Origin of the sequence: Kothea flammea (assembly GCF_052161645.1) — a bacterium.
Classification (GTDB): Bacteria; Planctomycetota; Planctomycetia; order Pirellulales; family Pirellulaceae; genus Laterigemmans.
Genome location: NZ_CP197414.1, coordinates 2,816,935 through 2,839,529, shown reverse-complemented (window position 1 = coordinate 2,839,529; position 22,595 = coordinate 2,816,935). Strand labels below are relative to the sequence as shown.

General features: G+C 53.7%; 22 protein-coding genes and 18 tRNA genes. 28 read left to right on the top strand and 12 right to left on the bottom strand.

Annotation, left to right across the window (positions count from 1 at the left end):
• Nucleotides 1-449: 449 nt before the first annotated feature.
• Nucleotides 450-638 carry a hypothetical protein gene (locus tag SH139x_RS10805; RefSeq protein ID WP_488355236.1) on the bottom strand — a complete coding sequence of 63 codons (189 nt, stop codon included), beginning with the start codon at nucleotides 636-638 and terminating at the stop codon, nucleotides 450-452.
• A gap of 453 nt (nucleotides 639-1,091) precedes the next feature.
• Between SH139x_RS10805 and SH139x_RS10800 the strand changes: the two genes are divergently transcribed.
• From SH139x_RS10800 to SH139x_RS10735, 14 genes are all read left to right on the top strand, one after another.
• Nucleotides 1,092-1,163, top strand: a tRNA-Phe gene (locus SH139x_RS10800).
• Nucleotides 1,164-1,205: 42 nt separating this feature from the next.
• A tRNA-Pro gene (locus SH139x_RS10795) sits at nucleotides 1,206-1,278 on the top strand.
• A gap of 274 nt (nucleotides 1,279-1,552) precedes the next feature.
• A tRNA-Ile gene (locus SH139x_RS10790) sits at nucleotides 1,553-1,625 on the top strand.
• Nucleotides 1,626-1,754: 129 nt separating this feature from the next.
• Nucleotides 1,755-1,827: transfer RNA gene (locus SH139x_RS10785), tRNA-Lys, on the top strand.
• 19 nt (nucleotides 1,828-1,846) lie between these two features.
• Nucleotides 1,847-1,917 (top strand) — tRNA-Thr (locus SH139x_RS10780).
• A gap of 53 nt (nucleotides 1,918-1,970) precedes the next feature.
• Nucleotides 1,971-2,041: transfer RNA gene (locus SH139x_RS10775), tRNA-Gly, on the top strand.
• 7 nt (nucleotides 2,042-2,048) lie between these two features.
• Nucleotides 2,049-2,120 (top strand) — tRNA-Asn (locus SH139x_RS10770).
• A 111-nt stretch (nucleotides 2,121-2,231) separates the two neighbouring features.
• Nucleotides 2,232-2,306, top strand: a tRNA-Gln gene (locus tag SH139x_RS10765).
• Between the two features lie 93 nt (nucleotides 2,307-2,399).
• A tRNA-Asp gene (locus tag SH139x_RS10760) sits at nucleotides 2,400-2,472 on the top strand.
• 78 nt (nucleotides 2,473-2,550) lie between these two features.
• Nucleotides 2,551-2,625: transfer RNA gene (locus SH139x_RS10755), tRNA-Glu, on the top strand.
• A 21-nt stretch (nucleotides 2,626-2,646) separates the two neighbouring features.
• Nucleotides 2,647-2,729, top strand: a tRNA-Ser gene (locus SH139x_RS10750).
• 120 nt (nucleotides 2,730-2,849) lie between these two features.
• Nucleotides 2,850-2,920, top strand: a tRNA-Ala gene (locus tag SH139x_RS10745).
• Nucleotides 2,921-2,931: 11 nt separating this feature from the next.
• Nucleotides 2,932-3,003: transfer RNA gene (locus SH139x_RS10740), tRNA-Leu, on the top strand.
• 12 nt (nucleotides 3,004-3,015) lie between these two features.
• Nucleotides 3,016-3,089 (top strand) — tRNA-Leu (locus SH139x_RS10735).
• Between the two features lie 9 nt (nucleotides 3,090-3,098).
• Here SH139x_RS10735 and SH139x_RS10730 read toward each other — a convergent pair.
• A complete protein-coding gene (locus tag SH139x_RS10730) occupies nucleotides 3,099-3,464 on the bottom strand; it encodes an SdpI family protein (protein WP_488355235.1) in 366 nt (121 codons plus the stop codon).
• Nucleotides 3,465-3,773: 309 nt separating this feature from the next.
• Between SH139x_RS10730 and SH139x_RS10725 the strand changes: the two genes are divergently transcribed.
• From SH139x_RS10725 to SH139x_RS10705, 5 genes are all read left to right on the top strand, one after another.
• Nucleotides 3,774-3,846, top strand: a tRNA-Val gene (locus SH139x_RS10725).
• 179 nt (nucleotides 3,847-4,025) lie between these two features.
• Nucleotides 4,026-4,097, top strand: a tRNA-Arg gene (locus SH139x_RS10720).
• A gap of 70 nt (nucleotides 4,098-4,167) precedes the next feature.
• A complete protein-coding gene (locus SH139x_RS10715) occupies nucleotides 4,168-4,974 on the top strand; it encodes a hypothetical protein (RefSeq protein ID WP_488355234.1) in 807 nt (268 codons plus the stop codon).
• A 223-nt stretch (nucleotides 4,975-5,197) separates the two neighbouring features.
• Nucleotides 5,198-5,269: transfer RNA gene (locus SH139x_RS10710), tRNA-Arg, on the top strand.
• 236 nt (nucleotides 5,270-5,505) lie between these two features.
• Nucleotides 5,506-5,670: an SEC-C metal-binding domain-containing protein gene (locus SH139x_RS10705; RefSeq protein WP_488355233.1), complete on the top strand. Its 165-nt coding sequence runs from the start codon at nucleotides 5,506-5,508 to the stop codon at nucleotides 5,668-5,670.
• Between the two features lie 73 nt (nucleotides 5,671-5,743).
• Here SH139x_RS10705 and SH139x_RS10700 read toward each other — a convergent pair whose 3' ends face one another.
• Nucleotides 5,744-6,103 carry a four helix bundle protein gene (locus tag SH139x_RS10700; RefSeq protein WP_488355232.1) on the bottom strand — a complete coding sequence of 120 codons (360 nt, stop codon included), beginning with the start codon at nucleotides 6,101-6,103 and terminating at the stop codon, nucleotides 5,744-5,746.
• A gap of 59 nt (nucleotides 6,104-6,162) precedes the next feature.
• On the opposite strand from SH139x_RS10700, the gene SH139x_RS10695 reads away from it, so the two are divergent.
• Nucleotides 6,163-6,233, top strand: a tRNA-Cys gene (locus SH139x_RS10695).
• Nucleotides 6,234-7,128: 895 nt separating this feature from the next.
• The gene (locus tag SH139x_RS10690; protein ID WP_488355231.1) at nucleotides 7,129-7,500 is read left to right on the top strand and encodes a hypothetical protein; all 372 of its coding nucleotides are present in this window, start codon (nucleotides 7,129-7,131) and stop codon (nucleotides 7,498-7,500) included.
• Between the two features lie 73 nt (nucleotides 7,501-7,573).
• On the opposite strand, the gene SH139x_RS10685 is transcribed toward SH139x_RS10690, so the two are convergent.
• Nucleotides 7,574-7,921 (bottom strand): four helix bundle protein, encoded by a 348-nt coding sequence (locus tag SH139x_RS10685; RefSeq protein ID WP_488355230.1) that lies wholly within the window; start codon nucleotides 7,919-7,921, stop codon nucleotides 7,574-7,576.
• Between the two features lie 80 nt (nucleotides 7,922-8,001).
• On the opposite strand from SH139x_RS10685, the gene SH139x_RS10680 reads away from it, so the two are divergent.
• From SH139x_RS10680 to SH139x_RS10670, 3 genes are all read left to right on the top strand, one after another.
• A complete protein-coding gene (locus SH139x_RS10680; RefSeq protein ID WP_488355229.1) occupies nucleotides 8,002-9,687 on the top strand; it encodes a TROVE domain-containing protein in 1,686 nt (561 codons plus the stop codon).
• Between the two features lie 116 nt (nucleotides 9,688-9,803).
• The gene (gene pth2 / locus SH139x_RS10675; protein WP_488355997.1) at nucleotides 9,804-10,217 is read left to right on the top strand and encodes an aminoacyl-tRNA hydrolase; all 414 of its coding nucleotides are present in this window, start codon (nucleotides 9,804-9,806) and stop codon (nucleotides 10,215-10,217) included.
• A 106-nt stretch (nucleotides 10,218-10,323) separates the two neighbouring features.
• Nucleotides 10,324-11,142 (top strand): metallophosphoesterase family protein, encoded by an 819-nt coding sequence (locus tag SH139x_RS10670; protein WP_488355228.1) that lies wholly within the window; start codon nucleotides 10,324-10,326, stop codon nucleotides 11,140-11,142.
• 12 nt (nucleotides 11,143-11,154) lie between these two features.
• Here SH139x_RS10670 and SH139x_RS10665 read toward each other — a convergent pair whose 3' ends face one another.
• Together SH139x_RS10665 and SH139x_RS10660 are read right to left on the bottom strand one after the other, a co-directional pair.
• Nucleotides 11,155-11,577 carry a GNAT family N-acetyltransferase gene (locus SH139x_RS10665; RefSeq protein WP_488355227.1) on the bottom strand — a complete coding sequence of 141 codons (423 nt, stop codon included), beginning with the start codon at nucleotides 11,575-11,577 and terminating at the stop codon, nucleotides 11,155-11,157.
• Nucleotides 11,567-12,001, bottom strand: a complete 435-nt coding sequence (locus SH139x_RS10660) for a metallophosphoesterase family protein (protein WP_488355226.1) — start codon at nucleotides 11,999-12,001, stop codon at nucleotides 11,567-11,569. Before SH139x_RS10660 ends, SH139x_RS10665 begins: the two co-directional genes overlap by 11 nt.
• An 18-nt stretch (nucleotides 12,002-12,019) precedes the next feature.
• Here SH139x_RS10660 and SH139x_RS10655 point away from each other — a divergent pair, with 18 nt between their 5' ends.
• The 3 genes from SH139x_RS10655 to SH139x_RS10645 all read left to right on the top strand — a co-directional run bounded on the left by SH139x_RS10655 (nucleotide 12,020) and on the right by SH139x_RS10645 (nucleotide 14,623).
• Nucleotides 12,020-12,394: a hypothetical protein gene (locus SH139x_RS10655; RefSeq protein ID WP_488355225.1), complete on the top strand. Its 375-nt coding sequence runs from the start codon at nucleotides 12,020-12,022 to the stop codon at nucleotides 12,392-12,394.
• Nucleotides 12,395-12,523: 129 nt separating this feature from the next.
• The gene (locus SH139x_RS10650) at nucleotides 12,524-13,318 is read left to right on the top strand and encodes a hypothetical protein (RefSeq protein ID WP_488355224.1); all 795 of its coding nucleotides are present in this window, start codon (nucleotides 12,524-12,526) and stop codon (nucleotides 13,316-13,318) included.
• 1,011 nt (nucleotides 13,319-14,329) lie between these two features.
• The gene (locus SH139x_RS10645; protein ID WP_488355223.1) at nucleotides 14,330-14,623 is read left to right on the top strand and encodes a cyclic-phosphate processing receiver domain-containing protein; all 294 of its coding nucleotides are present in this window, start codon (nucleotides 14,330-14,332) and stop codon (nucleotides 14,621-14,623) included.
• Nucleotides 14,624-14,751: 128 nt separating this feature from the next.
• Here SH139x_RS10645 and SH139x_RS10640 read toward each other — a convergent pair whose 3' ends face one another.
• Nucleotides 14,752-17,106 carry a tetratricopeptide repeat protein gene (locus SH139x_RS10640; RefSeq protein ID WP_488355222.1) on the bottom strand — a complete coding sequence of 785 codons (2,355 nt, stop codon included), beginning with the start codon at nucleotides 17,104-17,106 and terminating at the stop codon, nucleotides 14,752-14,754.
• 54 nt (nucleotides 17,107-17,160) lie between these two features.
• On the bottom strand, nucleotides 17,161-18,060 hold the full coding sequence (locus tag SH139x_RS10635) for a serine/threonine protein kinase (RefSeq protein WP_488355221.1): 900 nt from the start codon (nucleotides 18,058-18,060) through the stop codon (nucleotides 17,161-17,163).
• 501 nt (nucleotides 18,061-18,561) lie between these two features.
• On the opposite strand from SH139x_RS10635, the gene SH139x_RS10630 reads away from it, so the two are divergent.
• Nucleotides 18,562-19,335: a class I SAM-dependent methyltransferase gene (locus SH139x_RS10630; RefSeq protein WP_488355996.1), complete on the top strand. Its 774-nt coding sequence runs from the start codon at nucleotides 18,562-18,564 to the stop codon at nucleotides 19,333-19,335.
• 179 nt (nucleotides 19,336-19,514) lie between these two features.
• Here the strand turns inward: SH139x_RS10630 and SH139x_RS10625 are convergent, their stop codons facing one another.
• From SH139x_RS10625 to SH139x_RS10610, 4 genes are all read right to left on the bottom strand, one after another.
• Nucleotides 19,515-19,988 (bottom strand): hypothetical protein, encoded by a 474-nt coding sequence (locus SH139x_RS10625; RefSeq protein WP_488355220.1) that lies wholly within the window; start codon nucleotides 19,986-19,988, stop codon nucleotides 19,515-19,517.
• Between the two features lie 56 nt (nucleotides 19,989-20,044).
• On the bottom strand, nucleotides 20,045-20,260 hold the full coding sequence (locus SH139x_RS10620) for an SUMF1/EgtB/PvdO family nonheme iron enzyme (protein ID WP_488355219.1): 216 nt from the start codon (nucleotides 20,258-20,260) through the stop codon (nucleotides 20,045-20,047).
• 71 nt (nucleotides 20,261-20,331) lie between these two features.
• Nucleotides 20,332-21,102, bottom strand: coding sequence for an Lpg1974 family pore-forming outer membrane protein (locus SH139x_RS10615; RefSeq protein ID WP_488355218.1), 771 nt, complete (start codon nucleotides 21,100-21,102; stop codon nucleotides 20,332-20,334).
• Nucleotides 21,103-22,082: 980 nt separating this feature from the next.
• Nucleotides 22,083-22,520, bottom strand: a complete 438-nt coding sequence (locus SH139x_RS10610) for a hypothetical protein (RefSeq protein ID WP_488355217.1) — start codon at nucleotides 22,518-22,520, stop codon at nucleotides 22,083-22,085.
• Nucleotides 22,521-22,595: the final 75 nt, after the last annotated feature.

Below are 22,595 nucleotides of genomic sequence, written 5' to 3'. Positions count from 1 at the left end.
ATTCTCTGAACATTCCGAATATTCACGCAGAGCCGCACCAATCCCCTCGCGTGAAAATTTAAAGTGTGCAAAGCCGGGAAGATGGGCGACACAAACTAGCATCCACCGCAAGTTACGTAGGCTACGCGCTCGAAGATGAGTTATCGAATCATCAGCCGCGTAATTGAAGGTGGCTGAGCGATGCGAAAAGAGTTAACTCCTTTCGCATCCAGCAAAGTGATTTCATCCCACTCGACCGCAAACGAGTGGATGACGCGATTCTTCGGCAACTCATTCGACTAAGACATATGGAACAAAGTCGCTGGATCCGAGGCGAGTGGCACTGCCGGTCCAGCAGTTGCCTCCTGGAGGCCGCGCTGAAATAAACCCACGCCAGCCATATGTTCCCCAACCAGACACACGAGGTCGGCATGTTCCTCGCTCATCGGAGCCGCAATGGATAAAGACGCTCAAGCGTTCAGTTTTTTCTTCGCTTGGGCGAGCCCCTTCGCCATGGTGTCGGAGAGATCTGCGGCATCCATCTGGGCTAGCAGCAGGAACGCCTCGGATAAGACTCGCTTTGTGTCCGCGACATTGATCGCGGTTTTATCCGTGTCGGCACGCTTGGCAACTTCGTTGTAAAAATCGGTAAGTTTCATGAGTCTCTTATTCCGTTTGAGGAGTTCATGTTCAGTGCATAGAGGCTAACATAACAAGCTGATTTGGCAACCAACTCGCGCCGAGTTATTCACGCGGTTCGAGCTTGCTTTGCGAACAATAGAACATCTCTTTTTGAGAAGTCAATTTTTTTGCGAACCAGCTGGGCTCGAGTGCGTCTATCTCTCCGAAGACACAAGTCACATTCAAAGATAAGCAAACAGCGAGCTTTCTGATGTTATCGAATACCCAATTCAATCGATTCGAAAGGATACATGAAGGCATGTCTTTCGGCGAGCAATCGTCGAAGAATGGTAATGCCATGACGTATCCGCGTCTGATGTGACACTCGCTGCAAGCGAATTGCTTTCTCCGTGAAGGCTCGGTGTCATGCAGACATCGGGCCTTTTTTCGTGTCCGCATTGAACGCACAACCCCAACAACGAACCCAATTTGGGCTGGTAGCTGAGACGGTCTAGCGGCGGTCTGAAGAACCGCAGACGAGGATTCGAGCGCCTCCCGGCCCACTGACAAGGAAGATATGCGCCGACGGAAGCGGCAACACAAATCGGATACAGGTGCAGATGGAAGCACGCCTGGTTTGGGACCAGGAGGGTCTCGGTTCGACTCCGAGGTATCCGACTTCGATGTGAACAAAACGGTAGTTGAGGGCTGGTTGTCCAGGCCTTGCTGATAACGAGGTTGTGCCGAGTTCGATCCTCGGGGCTACCACTTTGGAAGTTTGAAGAGTGAAGGGAGAAGTTTGAAATGCTAATTCGCTCGAAACGCATAGCCGCGATTGAATATCGGGGCTGTGGTGTAACTGGCAGCATGGCGGACTTCGGGCACCGACGCAGAACGCGTTGGTCGTCGTGTAGGTGAGGGTTCAACTTCCTTCGGCCCCATCGCTACACATCGGCGTGTAGCTCAGGGGTGAGAGCGGCGTCCTTATAAGGCGACGGTCGCGGGTTCAATTCCCGCCACGCCGACTGACGAGAGATTTTAGTCCCTAGTCTTTAGACCATAGGAGAGGAATAGATCGCGAAGCGATTCAACACTGACCTACAGCCTATAGCCCATAGCCTAACAACTATAGCCTAACAACTATAGCCTAACTTGGGATTGTGGCAGACAAGGTAATGCATCGGACTCTTAATCCGATTCATGTGAGTTCGATTCTCACCGATCCCACTGAAACATTTGGAAACAAGCACTGATGGTCTAACGGCAAGACGCCTCCGTCGTAACGAGGTAATGCGGGTTCGATTCCGGCTCGGTGCTCTTGAACGCTTCGGCGTTACTGATCTTTGACAATTTGGTAGTGATGCAATTTTGCGCCCATGATGTAGCGGTAGCCTGCTGCCTTGCCATGGCGGAAGTGTGGGTTCGACTCCCACTGGGCGCTTTGCGAATCCGGTGTGGCCAAATGGTAAGGCGGCTCCCTGTTAAGGAGACGATTGAAGGTTCGAGTCCTTCCGCCGGAGCTTTTAACTGAAAGGTTTTAGTTCTCTCCGGCGCGTAGTCGCGACGCGAGCCTTTGAAGCTCGCAGGTCGGGTTCAATTCCCGAACGGAGTGCTTTGCAAGTTAGATGTATGCCGGAGTAGCAGTTGTTGGTCGCTGCACCTCGCTCTGAACGAGGAGTTCATTGGTTCGATTCCAGTCTCCGGTGCTGTGGCCAGATCTGGTGTTGGTTTCCAGAGACTCACTGTGAATGAGTTTGTCGCTGGTTCAATTCCGGTTGGTCACCCTGGCGAACATTTTCGGTGGCAAGTTCCTCTGGGAAGGAAGCTTGATTGTCTATCAAGTCGCTGCGGGTTCGACTCCCGTTGCCATCGCTTGATAGCAGTTAGCAGATAGTCGTTAGTCCATAGCAAAGCCCTACAGACTATTCGCTAAAGGCTACGGACTATTTCGGCGTGGTAGATTCTGTTGGCAGAATCGTCTGGTTTTCATCCAGGAGTCCGCGGGTTCGATTCCCGCTCACGTCACTGCGAGCACTCGCAACACTCGGAAGTCACCCGGCCGGATGAGGGCACTGTCTTGAAAACAGCTGCGGGTCAAACCGTTGTGGGTTCGAGTCCCACGGCATCCGCTTGACCAACTTGGGAGCGTTTCCACACGAGAGGCGTTGAGAAGTTTGAATGCTGAAGAGTGAATTTTGAAAATGAAACGCGAACCAATTTTACCCTTCACCCTTCTACTAACTTCATTCGGGGCGCTCGTCCAACGGGAGGACGTCTGTTTTGCACGCAGAAAATCGGGGTTCGATTCCCCGGTGCTCCACTTTTGCAAACGCTGAGGTAGGCCAACGGCGAGCCGCTTGTCTTAGGAACAAGTGCTTGCGGGTTCGACTCCCGCCCTCAGTACTGATTCCACTTGCTGTGGTACGCAAACCGGAAAAGCGGCGAATTTCAAACGTTCGTGTTTGAGGGTTCGACTCCCTCCCGCAGTGCTTCGAAAATCAACGTTTGTGCGACCGTTTCTTTGATTTGTCAGCCGTCAGCGAATGCAGGAACACGAAGGACCGGACAACGGTAAAAGGCACTCCGACCAGATAGAACACACCGATGATGGACGCATACATATCGGTTTGAATGCCCGGGATCAGATATGCCGCAATGGCAACGACGATCCCCGCGATGCCGAGCCAAACAAACTGCCACGCAGCGTACTCGTTGGCAGGGTACCAGACGTTTGCATCCGCCAGCGTGCTAGGAACGCGGAATCCATACCAATGGTTTGGCGGCACTCGGCGTTGAATGAGCGGCACACCCAGGCAAATGAGAGCGACGGCTGCAGCGAGAAAGATCAATAAGTACAGTGGCATCAAAAGAATTCTCCGGTACGCGTTTCTCCATGATACACGCGAAGAAATCACTGACACAGCCAAGTGGTGGAAACTGCGTAAAACGCAGTCACGAGAGTATCGTACCCACAGAGGCGTGCGAGTTCAACTTTCGCCTTGGCTACTTATCAAGCACGGAACAACAATGCGGGTGAGCCAGGCTCATCCGGGCTTCATAAGCCTGGACCGTCGGGTGCGACCCCCGAACCCGCTACTTAACAGTCCATAGAGGATAGTCTTTAGTCTTGAGCAATATACTAAAGACTAAAGGCTATTTGCTGCGGACTAGCCGATCGCGTGGTCCAGCGGCGAAGACGTCTGGGTGACATCCAGAAGATCGAAGGTTCGATTCCTTCCGCGATCACTTGTGAGGCTTGAGTCCTGAGCGATGAGTCCTGAGGGCTACAACTCGCGACTAAAGACTCACGACTACAGACTATTTTTGGAAGGAAGTCGGATACGGTTCGCCGGGCCGCACCGCATACGCGTGCCCCTTTCGGGTGATGAGGCTTGGACTCCTTCTCCTTCCGCTTGTTCGAAAATGGCTCGATGGTGAAACGGAAATCATCTCTGGCTTCTAACCAGAAGTTCCGGGTTCGATTCCTGGTCGGGCTACTGCCGAATTTCGCAGTCACGTTGGCTGCCGGCATTGTTTCGCTTGTTTGACACTTTGAAAGGCATTGTCATGAGCATGCAGAGTATCGAGCGTCAATTCATGCGGATTGGTGCTCGAGCAAAAGTCCACCCTCCGATCGCCAGACGCTGGGGAACGCCTCCAGAAGTCTCGATCGACATCGGCAACGACGCCGAGGGCGAGTTCTTTGATCTTTCGATTCAGCCCAAGTTGGTCGCTGAAACGCAAGTGATCGACGTTCAGCCTTCGATGCGGCACCTGCTGTTGATGTCGCGTCAAGACGACGGCAAGCACAAGTTCCTTTGCGGACACGATGAACGGCACTGGTTCGTCGCGGCCGTTCCGGAACGAGCTTCGGTTTCTTCGGTCAAGACCGCCTTCGACGCGCTCAAACCGACTTCAGTGCGGGCACTCGAAAATCGTCTCGGCGTGAAGCCGCGGAAGCGGAACCGCCGACGCAACGAAGCATTCATCCGCCAAGGTGAATGGTTCTTCGTTCCCGTCGAGAACCCAACGCTGGTCGACGAGCGACTAGTGCTGCGGAATGAGCCAATCGCACGAGGCGGTGGAAAGCCGCACCTGTGCGAAGAGCTGGTTCGGCAGGGAGGACAATTGGTTTACGTTAGCCACCAACACCCCGCCGGTGTCACCGAGCTCCAGCGTCGGCAAATGATTAGCCGTCGACCTGAACTTCGTCATCTGCATTGGGTGGCTCAGCGACGAAACCCAAGCGTGTTCGTTCGAGGACGTGTGCGTCATCCGGATCACAAGACGATCATCTTGAACGGATGGCACCAAGTCCTGATGAACACTGAAAACGAGTCGATCGCAATGCGGCACGTCGCATTCATCGATTAACACGCGGCTCTCCACCACGGTGGCGAGCCGTTTTTAGAGTCGCGAGTCGTGAGCGATGAGCTCTGAGTATTAGCTCACCGCTCAAGACTCAAGTCACGCGACTTTTCCCGCCGACGTGGCTCGATTTAGAAAGGCACCGCTCTTGACTGCAATTACTTTTGGGTGTGCCCAAGGCTGGTGCGAACCTAGGTGTCAGTTTTTGTGACTAAGTAATCAATCAAATGACTCGCGGGTGTGCTGGACAGCATGGCAGTCTTCGAAACTGTCGGACCAGGTTCGATTCCTGGGCGGGTTACTGAGATAGTCTGTAGCAAACAGTCTTTAGTCTTTAGAAATCTATGGACTATCGACTATTCGCTAAGGACTACTGCGTTCTCGGGGTGTGCCGGATTCGCACGCGACTTTGCGGAGGTCGTAGACCAGGTTCGATTCCTGGCGAGAACACTTGCTTTTGATATTCGAAACCTCAAACCCGGAGAAGACCAATGCGATACGAAGACGAGCACAACGAGGACCACTGCTTTCGAGCCGATGAGCAAACGTCGTAAAGGCTACCCGTCGGAAACGAAAGTCAAACGCGGAGTCCGTATCATCCAAGGCAAACAACTTCAGGAAAAGCTCGGCCGCAACGACCTGTGCCCATGCGGCAGCGGTCAGCGGTTCAAACGTTGTTGCCTACGATCGGGCCGCCTTTGATGGCGTCAATCGCGACGACTACTTTTAGAGAAGACTAGGGAGTCTGTAGGCCATAGTCTTTAGTCGGTAGGGATCAGGCACTGCCGCGCAGCGATTTGAGGAGCCCATAGATGACCTTCGATGTCTCGACGACTTTGTCGTTTAGCGTCGTGGCGAGCTCGGCAGGTAGATATCCGAGTCTCGCTGCGATGCTGAGTTGGTACTCAACTTCGCGTGCCGAGGCAAATGCCATGTCGAGGAATCGAACGAAATCAGCCTGCGATTGGCGGGCGCAGCCTTCGACGATGTTGGATGCAATCGAAACAGCGGCTCGCCGAAGCTGGGAAGTCAGACCGAACATTTCTTCACGGGGGAATGTCTTGGTTCCACGGTACACCTCAAGTACCAAGGCATCTGCGAGCTCAAATGCCCGCAATTTTCGGTGATCACGCATTTTATCTTCCTGCTTTCCTAAAGACTAAAGACTAAAGACTATTCCCTAAAAACTATCGTAACGCTGGAGCCAGATGGCCAGGCGGCCGGCTGCAACCCGGTTTAAGTGGGTTCGACTCCCACCAGCGTTTCTGACAGATCGACTGCAGACTCGGATTACATCTTGTACTATGTGAAACATCTGAGTTGTCCCTTCGTCGATCCGTCACCAATAAAAGCAACTTGAACTGCCGTTTGGGTCTACATACGAGGAGCCTAAGGTAGCGATGTCGGGCGACCGGCTAGTGAACGTCACCGGAGTCTCTCGCAGACAATGGTGCCAGTCAACGATCGGCGAAAGCCGAAAACGGACGCTCCTGAGCGACTCAGCAACCACTTCGTTCAAGATTAAAACACGGCGACTGCCGGTTCGGACTACATGCTAACCATTGTGCCGTCCAGTGAGTCTGGCTGCCACGCTTGCGTGGTTGGTGGGTTCGATTCCCGCACGTTTGTGTCTGGCCACAACTTCGTCGCCGCTTTTACTACACATGATTGACTGCCTAATCGGACTACATCACGCGACGGCCGTGGGTTCGAGTCCCACCGGAGTGAACCTTGTGTCCGCTTTGTAGCCCAGTTGGGAGAGCATCGAAACGTCTGATTAACAAACTTCGTCAATCGTTTTCGCACAGAACACCCATTGGGACAGGCTGCCTACCTGTCATTATGCAGTCGACAAGCTGGAAGCTTATCCCACAACCAACACACGACTAACTGCCGTATCGGAGTACATCTTAATTCGGAGGTTGCGGGTTCGATTCCTGCCGGCATTGCCAAGCGGTGCCGTAGCTCAATTGGTTAGAGCATCGAAACGACTCTGATTCACCCACTTCGTTAGCCGCGTTTTCCTAAATCGCCTTGAGAGACTGAACTATGCGTGTTTTAAGTTCCTGTTTCGCCATTACGACTGGCCGCGAGTAATCCAAGCTGGCGGTAAACCGAGAACTCACATGCACAATTCGTTCTTTCAACCATTTCGGAAACATGAAAACCACGACCGAATCTCGATCTCAAACCGTGACGACCGTCGCGGCTCGGATCGCTGGCGAAGACATTGCCAAAGATGACTACGTCACCATCCTCAGCGAGATCATCGAGCTACCGTCCTACTTGTGGGACGGCTCAGGCATCTCGCAACCAATCGACGAACTTGTTCGACTTCGCTACCTGCCCCGTGCAGCGGGCGAACCGCACAAAGTCGTCGCCGTTTGCTTGCCGTTCGTTTACGCAAAGCGACCCAAGGGAAACCTGATCGCTTTCGACACACGACAGCAACAGCTTGTCCGGCTCGACCGGGACATTGGCCGTTCACTTTGGAAAGAAATGCGAAAGGCCGCTAAGAAGAAAACGAAATAGAAAGTGCACACGATCGACTGCCGATTCGGAGTACACGAACGAAGTTTGAAGGGCGAGGGGTGAACGGTGAAAGTTAGTCGCGGAGTTTCTTGACGATGGAAGTCAGGATTGCGATTAGCTCGTTGCATTCATCCGTCATTGGCCTCAGTCGCTCTGGAGAGACGATTTCGGTTTCCGTCAGTAGGCGGAGCCAATACAGCGTTTCCCGTGCTTCCTTGCACGCAATGTTGTACTTCAAACGAAAGTCCTTGCGGCTCTGGCTCGCTTGTCCTTCTTCCACATTCGCGCCAATGGACGTGCCCGAACGAATCAGTTGCCGGCTCAATGTTTGCGCAACGCCCTGATGCTCTTGCAACGTCTGGCAGAGTTTCACAATTCGCTTCGCAAACGCGAACGTCCGTTCCGGCAAGTCTGTCTTCATTCACAACAGAATAGCGAATCTGCATCACTACCACGCCCCTTTCCTTTCACACTTCACCCCTCACTCTTCAAACTTCTCCCATGGCCAACAAGTCTCTATTCCAAAGCATTACCAGCGTCCTGCCACGAGCAAATTCAATCAACGAAGCAGGCGGGCCAGCGTACAAGATGTCGGCCAAGCACGCGATTGCCCAAATGGCGGCGACCGGCACGTTCGGCAACGTCTACTACGCGTCTGCGCAGAACCAGCTCGACGCGGTGCGAAAGCTGATCGACGAGATCGACGACAACGAGTTCTTGGCAAAGCTGGCTGTCTACTCACGTGAGCGTGCTTACATGAAGGACATGCCGGCGGCGCTGCTGGTCGTGCTGTCGACGCGAGACACCAAGCTCATGCACCAAGTCTTCGACCGAGTCGTGGACAACGGCCGCGTTCTGCGCACCGTGTTCCAGATGGTTCGTTCAGGACAGTTCGGTCGCAAGGGTTTGTCGTCTTCGCTGCAGCGTGCGTTCCAACGTTGGCTGAACGATGCGTCAGTTGGCAAGTTGCTCTCCGCTTCGATCGGAAACGATCCGAGCCTGCGAGACGTCTTGCGAATGGCACGTCCAACGCCAAAGGATGACGCGCGTCGAGCGTTGTTCGGATGGTTGACCGACAAGCCAGTCGAGAAGTGGGCACCAGCTACGGCTGACCACCTACCTTTGACGGTGCAGTCGTTGGTCGCGTACCGCGCAGCCGAAACGGCCGAAGCCCAAACGCTGATCGCCGGCGACTTGCAAGTCCGTTGGGACTTGCTAGCCGACGCAGCCAAGGGACCGATGGTTTGGAAGGCGATTGCCCGACAGATGGGACCGCAAGCACTGCGCATGAACCTCAACACGCTTTTGCGTCACGACGTGTTCAGTGTAGAGCAGTTGTCCTCAACTGCTCAGTCTGGTTCAGAGGAACGATTGAGACAATCGTCCTACAATATGATCGACTACGTGGCCGGCCAACTGGCCGACCGCGACGCGATCATCCGCAGCCGTCAGTTCCCGTACCAGTTCCTGGCGGCTTACATGAACGCATCGGACGAGGTTCCAAGCAAGATCAAGACGGCGTTGCATGACGCTGCCGAGATCGCGTGCGGAAACGTGCCAGCGCTACCGGGACCAGTCATCATCGGACTCGACACGTCAGCTTCGATGGGATGGCCGGCTACCGCTAGCCGCGGTCGCGGCGGAACGTCAAAGATGCGATGCGTCGATGTTGCGGCACTGTTCGCAGCAGCGATCCTGCGTCGCAATCCAGACTGCGTCGTAATCCCATTCGATACGCAGGCTTACCAGGTCAAGGTCGATCCAAGCGATTCGATCCTGAGTCTGTCGGCGCGGCTGTCGCAGTGCGGCGGTGGCGGTACGGACTGCTCGTTGCCATTTGTCGAAGCCAACACGCAATACGCGAAGCAAGCCTTCGCCGGCATCGTGCTGATCAGCGACAACCAAAGCTGGATCACAAACGGACGCGCCTACGGCTACGGCCAAAACGATTCGACCGGCGTGATAACGCAGTGGGAGAAGTTCAAGAAGATCCAGCGTGGACACGGCATCGCCGATCCAAAGCTGGTCTGCATCGACATTCAACCCTACGGAACCAGCCAGGCACCGGAGCGAAACGACATCCTGAACATCGGCGGCTTCAGTGACGCCGTATTCAACGTCGTCTCATCGTTCCTAGAAAACGACGCATCCCGCTTCGTCCGCGAAGTGGAGTCCGTCGAACTGTAAAGTGGAGTAAGCTTCCAGCTTGTCATTTGCAGGCTGAAAGCCTAAGTTGCGAATACGAGCACCCGCGGGTTGGCTTTCCAGCTCGCGGGTGTTGTTTTTTGATACACAGAAGCCAAGTGGAGAATGGGGAATTGGAAGAGCCACAGACAACAAATACAAAACAGGTCATCGTCATGCGTCATGACTTGAAGATGCGCAGGGGGAAACAGATCGCCCAGGGAGCCCACGCTTCGATGGCGTTTCTCACGCGAAGGCTGCAAAGCAAAGCATCAATCTGCATGGATGATTTTTCGTCAAACGAGCGAGCCTGGATTTCGGGATCGTTTGCAAAGGTATGTGTCCGCTGCAATAGCGAAGACGAGTTGATGGCCGTTCACGACAAAGCGATCGAGATCGGACTCGAAGTTCATCTGATCACCGACAGCGGCCGCACCGAATTTCACGGCCAACCGACCCGCACCTGTCTAGCCATTGGACCAGACGACGCAACGAAAATTGATCAAGTGACTGGTGACCTCGAATTGCTGTAATTTGGATATGGCAGCGTAGCAGGGGACCACCTAGACCCGTCCTTGGCTGCCATCTCCTCAGGACGCTGTACTGAACCGATGCGTGGCGATAGTGTCTCAGTTAGCTATGAGAATCACATCCATCGAACCGAAACTGCTTGCCGAAATCCGGTATCTGAACGCAGGACGCGGACCTGGCGACTTTTATAGCGATGTTGTCCCGGTACATCGTGGTTACGTCAATGGTTTGCCTACAGGCACTTCGGCGATTGTCGTCACAGCCGACCTGCAAGGCCGCGAGACCTTCGAGTCTGCCGGTGGACAAGCGCTGCGGCTTCTTGGTGAAGTCGTTCCAGCGATGCTGCGAGCCAATGTGCTCCCCCGTCTCGACCTGCCGAAGGGAGACATCGGTGTTTTGCTAGCCGGTGATTTCTATACCGTCCCGGCGCTCGACAAGCGCGGCGGCACGGGCGACGTACGGCCCGTCTGGGACGCATTCGCCGCGGAATTCGACTGGGTTGCCGGAGTCGCAGGAAACCACGACACGTTCGCCGGCGACGCGCAGCGGCCGAGGTTCACTGGCCAGATCCACTTTCTAGACAACGACCACGTGACCATCGGCGGCGTTTCAATCGCCGGACTGAGCGGAATTCCGGGTAACCCAAAACGTCCTTGGCGGCGCACCGAAGACGACTATTTCGGGACGTTAGGCATGCTCTTGCGCAAGAAGCCAGCGATCACAATCATGCACGATGGACCTGACGCTCCGGTCAGTGGCTTCCGAGGATCACCAAGGATCCGGGAGGTTCTCGGAAAATCTGAAAAGACCCTTGTTGTTCGCGGCCACTCGCACTGGCCAGAACCACTTGCTGAACTCCCGGGCGGGACTCAAGTACTCAACGTCGATGCGAGGGTTGTTGTCCTTACTGAAAACGACTGTCGCTAAAATCGGACTTCGTCAAGCTGGCCCGACGCTTGCGTCTTCCCGCGGCGGAATCATCCAACACGAATCGTGCTTCTCCAGCCCGATGTGTGGGTAATAGCTCACCGCCGCGGGAGCCGCCAAGAGAATCAGCCGAGTCTCTACTCCTGCCTTCTCATGCGTCACACGAATTAACTCGCGCCCAATTCCTCGGCCTTGGTGCGTCTCATCGACCGCCAGATCCGACAAATAGGTGCAATTAGCGAAATCCGTGATCGCTCGCGATACGCCCACAAGATTTCCGTCCGTATCCCGTGCCGTCACGACCAAATCAGCCCCCGTAAGCATCTTTGCGATCCGAGCAACATCGTCCACTGGCCGGCGCTCCGCCAACGTCGAGCGCCGCAAGACATCGATGAACTCAGCCGGTGTTAGCTCAGGCTCAATGTCATACTTCATCGTCTTCTTCCTCTGGTTCAACATCAACCACCATCCCATGGTTGACCAAATTACCTTTCAAGTCACAGCACGCGGCGTTAATGAACTGAATGCCGTCGCGAGTTTCGCAACCGAAATTATTGATTCCTGCTTCATCGTGAATATGCCCAAACGCGTGAATCCGAGGTCGGATCCGCTCGATCACGTGGCGCGTCAATTTCTTGGAACCAACATGGATCGGTTCCTTCGTGCGCCAGTCTCGCGTGACGTCGCGAATGCCCTTGGGTGGACCGTGCGTGAGCAGCAGGTCGGTGTCGCCGGGGATCTCGGCCCAGTAACCGTCCAATTCTTCACGGTTCTTCATGTACGCCCAATCAAAGAAAGCAGGTGTGTAAGGAGAACCAAAGATCCGCAACCCGCCGAGTTCCATCGATTCGTGAATCAAGAAGTCAACCGATGGAAAATGCTTCGGCGCGATCAGGGAATGCCGGCTGGCCGGTTGCTAGTCAACGCCGCCGTGCGACACTTCGGAACGATGCGTGCGGCTTGCAAAGCGGCGCGGGTGCCGTGCCTGACCAGCAATTCGCCGCATTTGGATTGGGATCGTGAGACGGCGATCGCTGCGATTCGGCGGCGGCACGAAGAAGGGCATGCGTTGCGATCGACCGCTCGCGAGGATCCCGCTTTGTACGCGGCCGGCAAACGTCTGTTCGGTACTTGGACGAACGCTCGCGCCGCGGCGGGGCACCCGATTCCAGGCAAGATCGTGTTGTCCGCCGAGGATGTGGTTACCGGCACTTCGGTTCGTGGCCGGCCGCGGTGGAAGCGGCCGGCTTGATCGATAAAGTTCCGATCAAGCCGTCGCTGCGTCGCTGGAACAAGCAAAGCGTGATCGCTGAGATTCGAGCGTGGCATGATTCGGGGCATCGGCTTGCGGAGGTGAGTTACAAGTACAAGGCGCTGTTCAATGCGGCGAATACCCATTTCGGCGGTTGGAACAAACGATCGTCGCAGCGGACCTCGAACCGGAACGACGCTTCTATACGAAGGCCGAGATCCGAGACATGATCCGGCGAAAGCACGAGGCGGGGGAGTCGCTCAGCAGCGGGCATCCGGACAATCGCAACTTGGCGATGTTGACGATCCAGCATTTTGGAAGCTGGCGGAGGGGGCTCGTTGCTGCCGGCGTGGTGAAGTTCGGGCGAAAGAAGGTGGCGTCATGATTCGCGAAGCCATTATTCGAAAGATCGTCGAGCGGGATGTGGCCGGCGACAGTTTGATCGAAGACGACGTGAGTCGCGAGCACGAGTTGCTGCATGCCGCGGCGAACGAAGATTTCGGTTCGTGGGACACGGCACTGGAGTACTCGGGCGTCCGTGCCCGCGACGTTGCCCGCAGTCGCGATCTGACGGCCGAGCGTACCGTACAACAACTCCGGCGTTTGTGTACGACAGGCTACGACCTAGGGGCCAGTGTGAACCGAAGACGTAACCGCGAACTTTACGACGCCGCGCTCCACCACCATGGCACGTGGCGAGCGGCCCTCAGCGCCGCTGGCATCAACCTGGCCAACGTCTCCCGCCGCCGGCCCGAACACTTCAACCGCAAAGCGATGGCACTTTGGCTCCGCAATCGTCAAGCCGCCAGCCAGTCACTGGTTTACACCGAAGTCTGCCTCGAGCACCGAGACAAAGCCCTCGCCATCCGGCGAGAGTTTGGTAGTTGGCAACGGGCGGTCGATGAGGCTTGCAATTTGAGCTAATTCGGGACGCTCATAAGAGTGAACTTAAAAGGCCTCGCGAACTGCACGAAAAAAGTTTTGAAAGTTTCCGGGATCTGTACCCATGCCGAAAGCATTGAAAGACAAGGTCGCCGTCGTTTGAGACCGCGTTCACCCGACTGCGGCGACCGATATTGAGTAAACAAGTAACCGCGCGGCATGAGCCAGCGTGTGGGACGCTTTGCTATACGGCTTTACAAGTGTTTGGTAAGGTGTTTGGCTACCACGGGCTCAAAAGCGAAAAGATACTGCTTGTGTGCCCTGAGTCGAGCGTTGTGCCGGTCCCGTATGCAGCCCAATTGTGCTGTGTGTCGGACTCGGGGCGGAAATCGTTAGTCGTCAGATCTATTGAAGCGCCTACCTTGCCATCAGATTCCACCCAAAGCTGACTCCCGGTGTCATTGTACTTTAGGACCACGTGCTCGAACCCTCCATGCACTTGATCAACCCAGTAGTGCTCTGGCGGCATGTTCGGAGTAAGCACCGTTAACCGATCATCCGTTTCAAAACCCACTGGACGTGATTGAAAATAGACTGCGGTGCCATTGGGCAATTTGCCACCGACTCTTGGCCCCCAAGGTGCTTGCCCCGTTACGACGCGTCCGATTGAAAGGGATACCCATAGCACTCCGAGAGAAACGAGCGTGATGAGGACGACGAAGTATCGTTTCTTCGTTAGATGGTGGGTTTCCACTATCATAAATTTATTTGCCGTTTTAACTTAGCGATAAGAAGTTTCTGCTTAACCTATAATCCGCAAATTTGCGGCCTAACGCGGAAGCAGGTTTCTCAAGTGTACCCGCTGGTTGCTTTATAATCACTTTATTCGCCGCAAGATTATCCCCCGCTTATCGCTCCTTGGGCCAGCGAACCAGTCTTCGGACACCGCGTCCGCTGCGAATCCCGTTACCCAAAACCCAGTGGCGATGAACCGAAATGATCCTAAATGAATAATTTTTTCATTGCAACAAACCAACAAGCAAAAGAACGATCGTGAAAGTCTACTTGGATGACGAACCGGCAACGCCGGAGGGCTGGCATCGTGTGTACTGGCCCGAGGAAGCGATCGAGCTACTTCAAACGGGGATGGTCGAGGTCATCAGCCTTGATCACGATCTGGGCGACGACGATCGTGGGACGGGCTACGACGTTGTGAAGTGGATCGAGGAACAGGTCGTCACGGTCGGCTTCGTTCCACCGGAGATGCGGGTCCACTCGGCGAATATTTCGGCTCGAACGAAGATGGAGCTGGGAATCCGTTCGATCGAGCGACTCGCCAAACGCTAGGCCGGTCGAGTTCGGCGAACCTTGGTCGTAGGATCGGCTCGGACAGACAACGGGTATCTGATACGAGATTCAATCCGCCCTTCCGCAAGAGCTGTCCCCTACCCAGCACATCAGCTGTTGAAATGCGATCATTTAAAGCTCTCGCTTACACGTTGCCATTTGGCCATTTCGTCGCTGTCTTTCATAGCAGTAGCCCAAGCGTACAAACGATCCGCAGAATCCATCAATATTTGTTTACGGTAGGCTTGCGGTATGCTTTCGCTAGTCCTAATTAATCCATCATAGCTGTTTCGCAAATATTCACCGACCTCCCGGGCCGGCAAGGACGAATTTTGAATCACATCTTCCAATTCTTCTGCCTCTTGATTATTGGACTTTGGTGGCTGCGAATACAGTAACGCTTCACCCAACATAGATTGCGTGTCGTACATTATCCAATTCTCAGGCTGTATCTCCGCACAAATCTCGCAAGCCTTCTCCAGCACTCTCTGCGCCGGCAAATATGCCTTGGCCTCCAGCAATCCCGCTCCATGTGAGCGAAGGACTCTCGCGGCTTCAGTCAGGCTCGGAATATCGCGTTTTTTGGGCATCGCTCGCCTGATCATATCTTCCGCTAACTCACGAGCCTGCTCATGCATTTCGGCAGCGATGTAGACGCCCGCCAACTTCGCCCCCGCACCAGCAACTTGTGGAATGTCTTCTGACAGCTCGCAAACTTCCTCAAGCACCTCAATAGCCATCTGCGTTTTACCCGCAGCAGCGTAACTTATCGCCAAATTCCCTTTGACCATGGCAACATTCATATTTTCAGGTCCAAGTTGCCGCGATAGTTCGAGTGCAACCTCATTATAAAGCTCAGCAGCCTGTTCATACCTTTCTTGTGCATCATAAACGGCGGTGAGATTATTCTTAGCGGAAAGTGTCCCGAAGTGATCCTTACCGAGCGTATTCTCAAACGCCTCCACCGCTATTTGGAAGTGCTCGCCCGCCGCCTCAATATCACCGGTGCTTAAGGCAGCTCCTCCCAAATTCATAAGCGTTTTGATCGTCCCGGGGTGGTTATTCCCCAGTTTGGCACGCTGCGCACCGAGCACCTCGGCAAGAATTGGAATTGCATCCTTCGGGCGTTTGGCTTCGATTAGGGACTGTCCCAGGTTACTTTTAAACATCAATGAGGTTTGGTGAGTAATTCCAAATTTTTCGTTGACTAATTCCAACGTCTTTTGATAGAGAGCAACCGCTTCAAGGGGCTTGCCCGCTACTTGCATGGCACCGGCTAAATCATTGATCGCTATTAACGAATAAGGATGATCCTCCCCGAGACGAAGTTTCTGTAAGACAGAAACCTTCTCCAGTAGCGAGAGTGCTTCTTCAAACTCGCCAGTCCTTAGCATTGATCTACCCAATTCGCTCATTGCCAATAGCCTGTCTGGGTCGTCAACTCCAAATTCCTCGGTCATCCGCTGACCGAGGAGCTTTAATTCGTGCACCGCTTTCGCTGGGTCTCCAATCTCACGATGAAGCGACGCCAATCCGACCTTACTTAAAAAGGTCTGACGATCGAATTCTCCTAGCTCATGTTGGCGGATCTCTATGACTTGCTGTCTGATGGCCAAGGCCTCTTCAAATCGTCCGGCCAACTGAAACGCTTGGGAAATTCCATCCATAGCGAGCAGGCGTGTTGGATCGGCATTATCAAGCGCAGCGTCTGCGAGCTCTATCACTCGCAAGTGCATGGGCAGAGACAGTTCGGTTTGTCCTGCAAAATCGTGAGCCGTCGCCAGAGTTGACAGCGCCTCGAGGGTCTTTACATGGGACTCCCCAAGTAGCGTTTTTCGCTGTTCGTAAGACTTGTTTAGAAAATTAATTGCTTTTTCAGACTCACCTAATCCGCGGTAGCTAAATCCGATGACCCAATTCAGCTCTGCCAGCATTTCTGCTGTCAATGTGCCGCGACTTGCCATCCGGCTTGCAGCCCGATCCAAGACATCACGAAGCGTTGAATCTTTCGTCAAGCTGAGCGTGCCCGAGCGATCAAATTGAAGCTGGCCGGCCACACTGGTCATCGCTAAAATATCTCTTGTAACAAACTCGAGGAGTGTCTCGGCGTTTTGTCGCTCCTGACGTTCCGCCAGCAACGCATCAGCCTTCAATTGCTCGGCTGTCTCAGCTTGTATCCTTGCCTCGACGGCAAGATTAGCACTACTTTCCGCATTAGTTTGTGCAATTCTCGCTTTCTCCGCTTCCTTAGAAGCCTTAATTATACCGAGGACCAAACCCGCAATTCCCACCTGCACCCCGATCAGTAACAGTGATGCAGCGAACACGACAGTACGATTTTTTCTTACAAACTTGGTCATACGATAACTAACCGACGGCGGTCTCGCCTCCACCGGCTTGAAGTTAAGATATCGCTCGATGTCTTCAGCAAACCCAATCGCCGATTCATAACGCCGCGTGGGTTCCATTGCTAACGCTTTCATGACAATCCAGTCCAAGTCTCCTTCAAGGACCCGAGTCAATCTTTGAAAATCAGTTTAGCGACGGGTTGTAATCTGTGAACGCGCGACGTCGTCGCTGCTTCCAAGCTGACTGCTAGGTTTAACCGGGTCTTCTTCCTGTATAATCTTAAGCAGTTGCATAAGGTTGCGTTCACGTGACATAAACATGTCTAATGGAGTTGTGCTGGTAAGTAACTCGTATAAGATAATTCCCAAAGCATAGATGTCAGTCCGAGTATCAACGCTACTGTGGTCCAAGCCCGCTTGCTCAGGACTCATATACTTGACGGTGCCAATTACTTGACCGGCTTGCGTATAGTGGCTGGCATCGCTCAGACGAGCTGGACCAATTGCCTTAACCAAGCCGAAGTCGATTACCTTTGCAATTGGCTTGCCGTCAATGACTGTGACCAGAATATTCGATGGCTTCAGGTCACGATGAATAATTCCTTTTTGGTGAGCGTGCTGCACTCCACGACAAACCTCGATAAATATTCGTAGTCGGCTCTCAATGTCGATTTCATACTTGTCACAATAATTGGTAATCGGCATCCCTTGGACGAATTCCATTGCAAAGTATGGCTCACCTTCCTTCGTTTCTCCAGCGTCAATGAAGCGTGCGACGTTGGGATGATTCATTTGCGCGGCTGCTTGCCGTTCAGCCGAAAAGCGGGCGAGGATCTCCCGAGAATCACTTCTGCCCTTGATCACTTTCAATGCGACCTGCCGATACACGGGATGTCGTTGCTCAGCCAGACAAACGGTTCCCATGCCTCCTTCACCGAGCGGACGTTTAATTCGATACGGCCCGAGCATTTCAGCTGGGCCAGAGTCACCGCTTGCTTCACGAGTCTCGGTTATATCGTTGACGGATTCGTTCAATTCACGCTCGTCAATATTGAGCTTGATATCTGCCGGATTGTTATCACCATTCAACTCTGTGTTTATATTGACTAACCTGCGATCGCACTCCTCCTTCAGCCTTGCCTGTAGAGCTGAGTCGCCTTTACAGTGCTCAGACAGAAACGCCTTCCGCTGATCTGAGTCGAGTAATAGGTGCTTGTGCGATAATTTCGTCTGGAGTGAGCATTGAAGCCATCTTTTATTCAGTTGCGAACTAAAACACCAACATTCTACTCCCCGTCTCCTGGGAATAGAATCACAGCAAACTCGTTTCGTTCCCGAGGGCAATTGCCTCAAGTACCGTGCACCGCTCCGACGACTGCGCTACCGAGGACTAATGCGCCTTAAATGCCATCGGCGGCCACATTATCGTGAATTCAAGTTACATTGCGGGAAAGAAATTGGTTTCCCACGTTTGTGGAATGCATCCGAGCGTCTCGCCAAACGCTAGACCGGTCGAGCTCGGCGAACCTTTGTCGTAGGATCGGGTTCGCAAGAGCAACAATTTTTTTGGCCAAGTGCAGGATTTCGATGATGGACGACGAAACGAACGACGGGCGGTCCGCCAAGTTCAAATACGAAGTGACGGACTTTTCAACGAAGTCGACCACCGACGATATCACCGCGCGATTCGATGCCGATGTCGAGCGATTTAGCAACTTGGATACCGGCCAGTCCGCGACGATCGACGCGCCGCTGTCGATGCAGTTGATCACCGAAGCGGCCGTGCGACTGACTCCGAAGATCGCGCGGGTGCTGGACATCGGCTGCGGAGCCGGTAACAACACGCTGAAGCTTCGGCAATTTTACGGCAATCATTTCGCCAGCGACTTGCTCGATTTGAGCGCCCCGATGCTCGAGCGGGCCAAACAGCGGGTCAGCAATGCCGGCGTCGACATGGTCACGACGTGGCACGCTGACCTCCGCGAAGCCAATCTGCCCAAGGAAAGCTACGACGTCGTGTTGGCGGCCGCGGTGCTACATCACTTGCGCGACGACGAAGATTGGCGAGCCGCGTTTGAAAAGATAATCTCGGTGCTGCGCCCCGGCGGATCGTTTTGGATCACCGATCTGGTCGTTCAAGAAACCATGCCAGTCCAGGAGTTGATGTGGTCGCGATATGGCGACTACCTCGAAGGACTCGGCGGCGTCGAGTACCGCCAAAAGGTCTTCGAATACATCAACCGAGAAGATTCGCCACGACCGGTCACGTATCAGCTCGACCTGCTCCGCAGCGTTGGATTCGCCCATGTCGAACTGCTGCACAAAAACAGCTGCTTCGCCGCCTTCGGAGCGTGGAAGGCATAGCGTTGTGGGAAAGAAAAAGAAGCCATTCCCGCCAAAAGTAAAACGCATGAAGCGGGCGGGGCGTCTTGCTTCAGCGAGGACTTGGAGATGGCAGGTTACTCCCGCAAAAATACTCTGCGCGGTTACAGCCCATCATCCATAGAATTGTTTGTTGCCGTTGGTGTTCGGCATGATGTCACTTACCAGATATAATCTCGAAGGTAGTCGATCGCATGGGCCTCGGCTTCATCGTGATTAATGACCTCGCCCTGAAGGTTGGTTCGGAGTCGCTCAATGAAAATCTCGGTGGTTCTGGCTACGATATTGGGATTTTTGAGGAAAGCTGAGCTGCGTCCGTCGCGACTGCCGTCTGGACCAAAATCTCCGGCCATCAATGAATGCAGAAAGAAATTCACTGCTTGAGATACATTCCGATCTACCGAGCGTGTGTCTGGAAAACGCTCAGCATTCCACTGTTGGGTCAAGCGTTCGCTTTCAGCCAAGGCTGATGAGTCGTGGCGAGCGACGGAAAGTGTGAAATCCAGTTCTTTCGATGACCCATTTCCTCCTAAACTCTCCAAGTAACGTTTTTGGTCTTCGCGTGTCTGCGTATAATATTTGTGAAGCAAGATCGCAAGCTGCTCCGAAGTGAGTTGCAGGTCAAATCTAGACATCCGTTCGCTTTCCGTTGGCTCAATTTCGAGAGCTCATGAGAGAATCTTATTCGGGCTTAATCAATCTTTCGATCACCGACGCAACGAAAGCCCAAGCAGCGGCCGCGGGCGTCGGGGTTGCGACCTCGACGGTAGCTGGGGCGGCACAGCTCAATCGGACCGACCCAGCTCCCACCTCGTTCGCTTCGCACGCCGGTCTCGACATCGGCCAGGGAATCGCCGCAAGCCGTAACCTGCGGCGAGTTAGTTGTTGTTGCAATGGATTTATCCATCGCCATCTGATTTAGCAAAGTTGTACCAAGAAACAAACAACGCTTCAGCGAGACTCGGGAATTACCGCAAACTATCGCTCGAAACTGATAGAGATTACCGGCCCCCCCAAATTCACATCCAAATCTTCAGGATCAATGTCGTTGTCAACATTGCCGCTAAGGCCAGAATACCACTGATTTTCCCAACCACCCCGCAGGCTGACGAAACCTCCGCGGACGGGGAAGAAATATTCTAATCCCAATCGAGATTCTATAATGTTGGTGCTGACACCATTTGCTTGATCGTCACTAGTTAGCTCTTTGATGTCACCATAGAGGACCGAACCCATCACTCCACCAACAAAGTTCAAGTTACCGACGAGGTTACGTCTCGCCGATACACCCAACGAGGGACCGACACCTTCAAAATTAAAACCATCACCACCATTTTCGTCGGACCATACGGTGTCGTTCCAACGAACACCAGCGCTTCCTGTCAGAGCCCATTCGCCGAGGCTGAAGTCCGAGGTCCCCTCGATGTCAAAAACTTTGGTGTCAAAAAATTGGTTTACTCCGTCGACGTTGCTATAAAAATCCCAGTACTTCAATCTGAGCCCTAGCCGATCTTCGGTCTTGTAACCGAGCCAATAACGGACGTTTCCGACGGTGCTGTCATCTTCGAACCAACTATTCCCACCGCCGGCGTTGCCTACTCCGTGGTTTGAATAAAGATTCAGAAGCGTAACTTCAGTGCCTCCTTCGAATCCACCCGTCGACGGGGTCTGCGCCCGACACGGCTCCACAATTGCGTGTGACATGATGCACATCACAGCAACGACGAATAATCCATTTATCTTTTTCATTGTTTTCCAATCCTTGGCATTGAGACAGCTTGTCCGATTGTCCTTGATCGGATAGCGGAATGGGATGGTCGGACATCATCTAGCCAGCCTGCTGTTACTGGAGTTATCGGAAAGGTCCGCCCAATATTGAAAAGTGCCACAAACGTTCGCAACGCTTGGCTACCCATCTTCGTTTACCAAGCCAGACATTCGTATTATCGCTGCCGATCGACGACCGGGGGGGGCCGCCGCAGAGCCACATACCACTTAGGTGGCGGGATCGAGTCGGGTTCTCGCCTATTCTCTTTGAAGCCTTGGCCTTTTAAACGTCTTGGCGATTTTTTCTGACCTTCTGACAGCGAGGGACTATCCAGCCGTCGGTCAGCGCGGTTACGGCCAAGTCGCCTCGGGATTATTTTTCTGCAACGCGTGATGGGTGGGATGCAAATGAACGGTCTCCGACGAAGTTCTACGATCTCCGACATTGCGGCAGAGGCAGGGCTGACGTACGAGCAGGTTGCGCCGTTTGCGGAGGCGGCGTTCGCGGAAGCGCGAAAGCAGGCTGGCAAAAAACAGCCGGGCCCGGAGTGAATCCAACGGCGGCGACTCCCCCGCGAGCGGTTCATAACCCGAATCGCCGGTGTTTTGTGTGTTTGTCTCACCGAGACGAACCATGGGGGTTCGGCTCGTCTAAGCGAGAACGACGGCTTATAACCCGAAACGTCTCAGGGACTCAGAGGTCTGAGAGAACTGGCAAAATCACTCGAAAAGAGGCCGAGTTCATTACCCGAGATTTCTGGCCGGCGTCAGAAAAACAGCTTTCTGAGAGACCGGCGGCTGGCGGGAAAACGCGTCAAACGTTCGGGATAAAACGAAAAAAGCCGTCGTGGGTGACACGACGGCTTTTCGTTTACTGGAGGGTCGGAAAGTGTTCCAAGCAAACAGAGAAGTTGAAAAGTTTCAAGGGCAATTCCTGTCCAGCTCCTAGCCGCAGACCCGACTTACAGCTCTGTGATAATTGGTAACAGCGTGGGGCTGGAGTTATCGTTTACCAGCGCGACTGAAATCAACTCATCTGCGACATCGACCGGTAAGACTGAAAAATCCACGCCCAGCGTAAATGAATCTTCGTCTCCAAGGCTCTGAAATTGTGTTTCATTGCTAGCCACGACAAAGTAGCTACCTGGATCACGCAGGAATCTAAATTCCTCGCTTGGACGGGTAACAAAGTTTTCGATCGCGGCGGCTTCTGATTTTGTCGCCGGCGGATTTGCAATCTGAGCCTCTGAAAGGACCCAGACACGAATCAAATCATCGTTGCTGAATAATCCAGCTGGTTCATTTTGATTGTCAGTTTGGATTCCTCCTGATGGATATGGGCAGCCGGTTAGGCCCGCACAGATAAAAGCGACCGATACGATTGACAGAAAGCGGTTCATTTTCTTGTCCTCAGCGAAAAAAGCGGCATGCCAACATTGACACACGCAACGATTGACAATGACGCAAAACCCAAA

Excerpts from the sequence above, each read along its gene's own strand:
- SH139x_RS10805 (WP_488355236.1), bottom strand. The coding sequence starts at position 638 with ATGAAACTTACCGATTTTTACAACGAAGTTGCCAAGCGTGCCGACACG.
- SH139x_RS10730 (WP_488355235.1), bottom strand. The coding sequence starts at position 3,464 with ATGCCACTGTACTTATTGATCTTTCTCGCTGCAGCCGTCGCTCTCATT.
- SH139x_RS10715 (WP_488355234.1), top strand. The coding sequence starts at position 4,168 with ATGAGCATGCAGAGTATCGAGCGTCAATTCATGCGGATTGGTGCTCGA.
- SH139x_RS10705 (WP_488355233.1), top strand. The coding sequence starts at position 5,506 with ATGAGCAAACGTCGTAAAGGCTACCCGTCGGAAACGAAAGTCAAACGC.
- SH139x_RS10700 (WP_488355232.1), bottom strand. The coding sequence starts at position 6,103 with ATGCGTGATCACCGAAAATTGCGGGCATTTGAGCTCGCAGATGCCTTG.
- SH139x_RS10690 (WP_488355231.1), top strand. The coding sequence starts at position 7,129 with ATGAAAACCACGACCGAATCTCGATCTCAAACCGTGACGACCGTCGCG.
- SH139x_RS10685 (WP_488355230.1), bottom strand. The coding sequence starts at position 7,921 with ATGAAGACAGACTTGCCGGAACGGACGTTCGCGTTTGCGAAGCGAATT.
- SH139x_RS10680 (WP_488355229.1), top strand. The coding sequence starts at position 8,002 with ATGGCCAACAAGTCTCTATTCCAAAGCATTACCAGCGTCCTGCCACGA.
- SH139x_RS10670 (WP_488355228.1), top strand. The coding sequence starts at position 10,324 with ATGAGAATCACATCCATCGAACCGAAACTGCTTGCCGAAATCCGGTAT.
- SH139x_RS10665 (WP_488355227.1), bottom strand. The coding sequence starts at position 11,577 with ATGAAGTATGACATTGAGCCTGAGCTAACACCGGCTGAGTTCATCGAT.
- SH139x_RS10655 (WP_488355225.1), top strand. The coding sequence starts at position 12,020 with ATGCTTCGGCGCGATCAGGGAATGCCGGCTGGCCGGTTGCTAGTCAAC.
- SH139x_RS10650 (WP_488355224.1), top strand. The coding sequence starts at position 12,524 with ATGCGGCGAATACCCATTTCGGCGGTTGGAACAAACGATCGTCGCAGC.
- SH139x_RS10640 (WP_488355222.1), bottom strand. The coding sequence starts at position 17,106 with ATGAAAGCGTTAGCAATGGAACCCACGCGGCGTTATGAATCGGCGATT.
- SH139x_RS10630 (WP_488355996.1), top strand. The coding sequence starts at position 18,562 with ATGGACGACGAAACGAACGACGGGCGGTCCGCCAAGTTCAAATACGAA.
- SH139x_RS10625 (WP_488355220.1), bottom strand. The coding sequence starts at position 19,988 with ATGTCTAGATTTGACCTGCAACTCACTTCGGAGCAGCTTGCGATCTTG.
- SH139x_RS10620 (WP_488355219.1), bottom strand. The coding sequence starts at position 20,260 with ATGGATAAATCCATTGCAACAACAACTAACTCGCCGCAGGTTACGGCT.
- SH139x_RS10615 (WP_488355218.1), bottom strand. The coding sequence starts at position 21,102 with ATGAAAAAGATAAATGGATTATTCGTCGTTGCTGTGATGTGCATCATG.
- SH139x_RS10610 (WP_488355217.1), bottom strand. The coding sequence starts at position 22,520 with ATGAACCGCTTTCTGTCAATCGTATCGGTCGCTTTTATCTGTGCGGGC.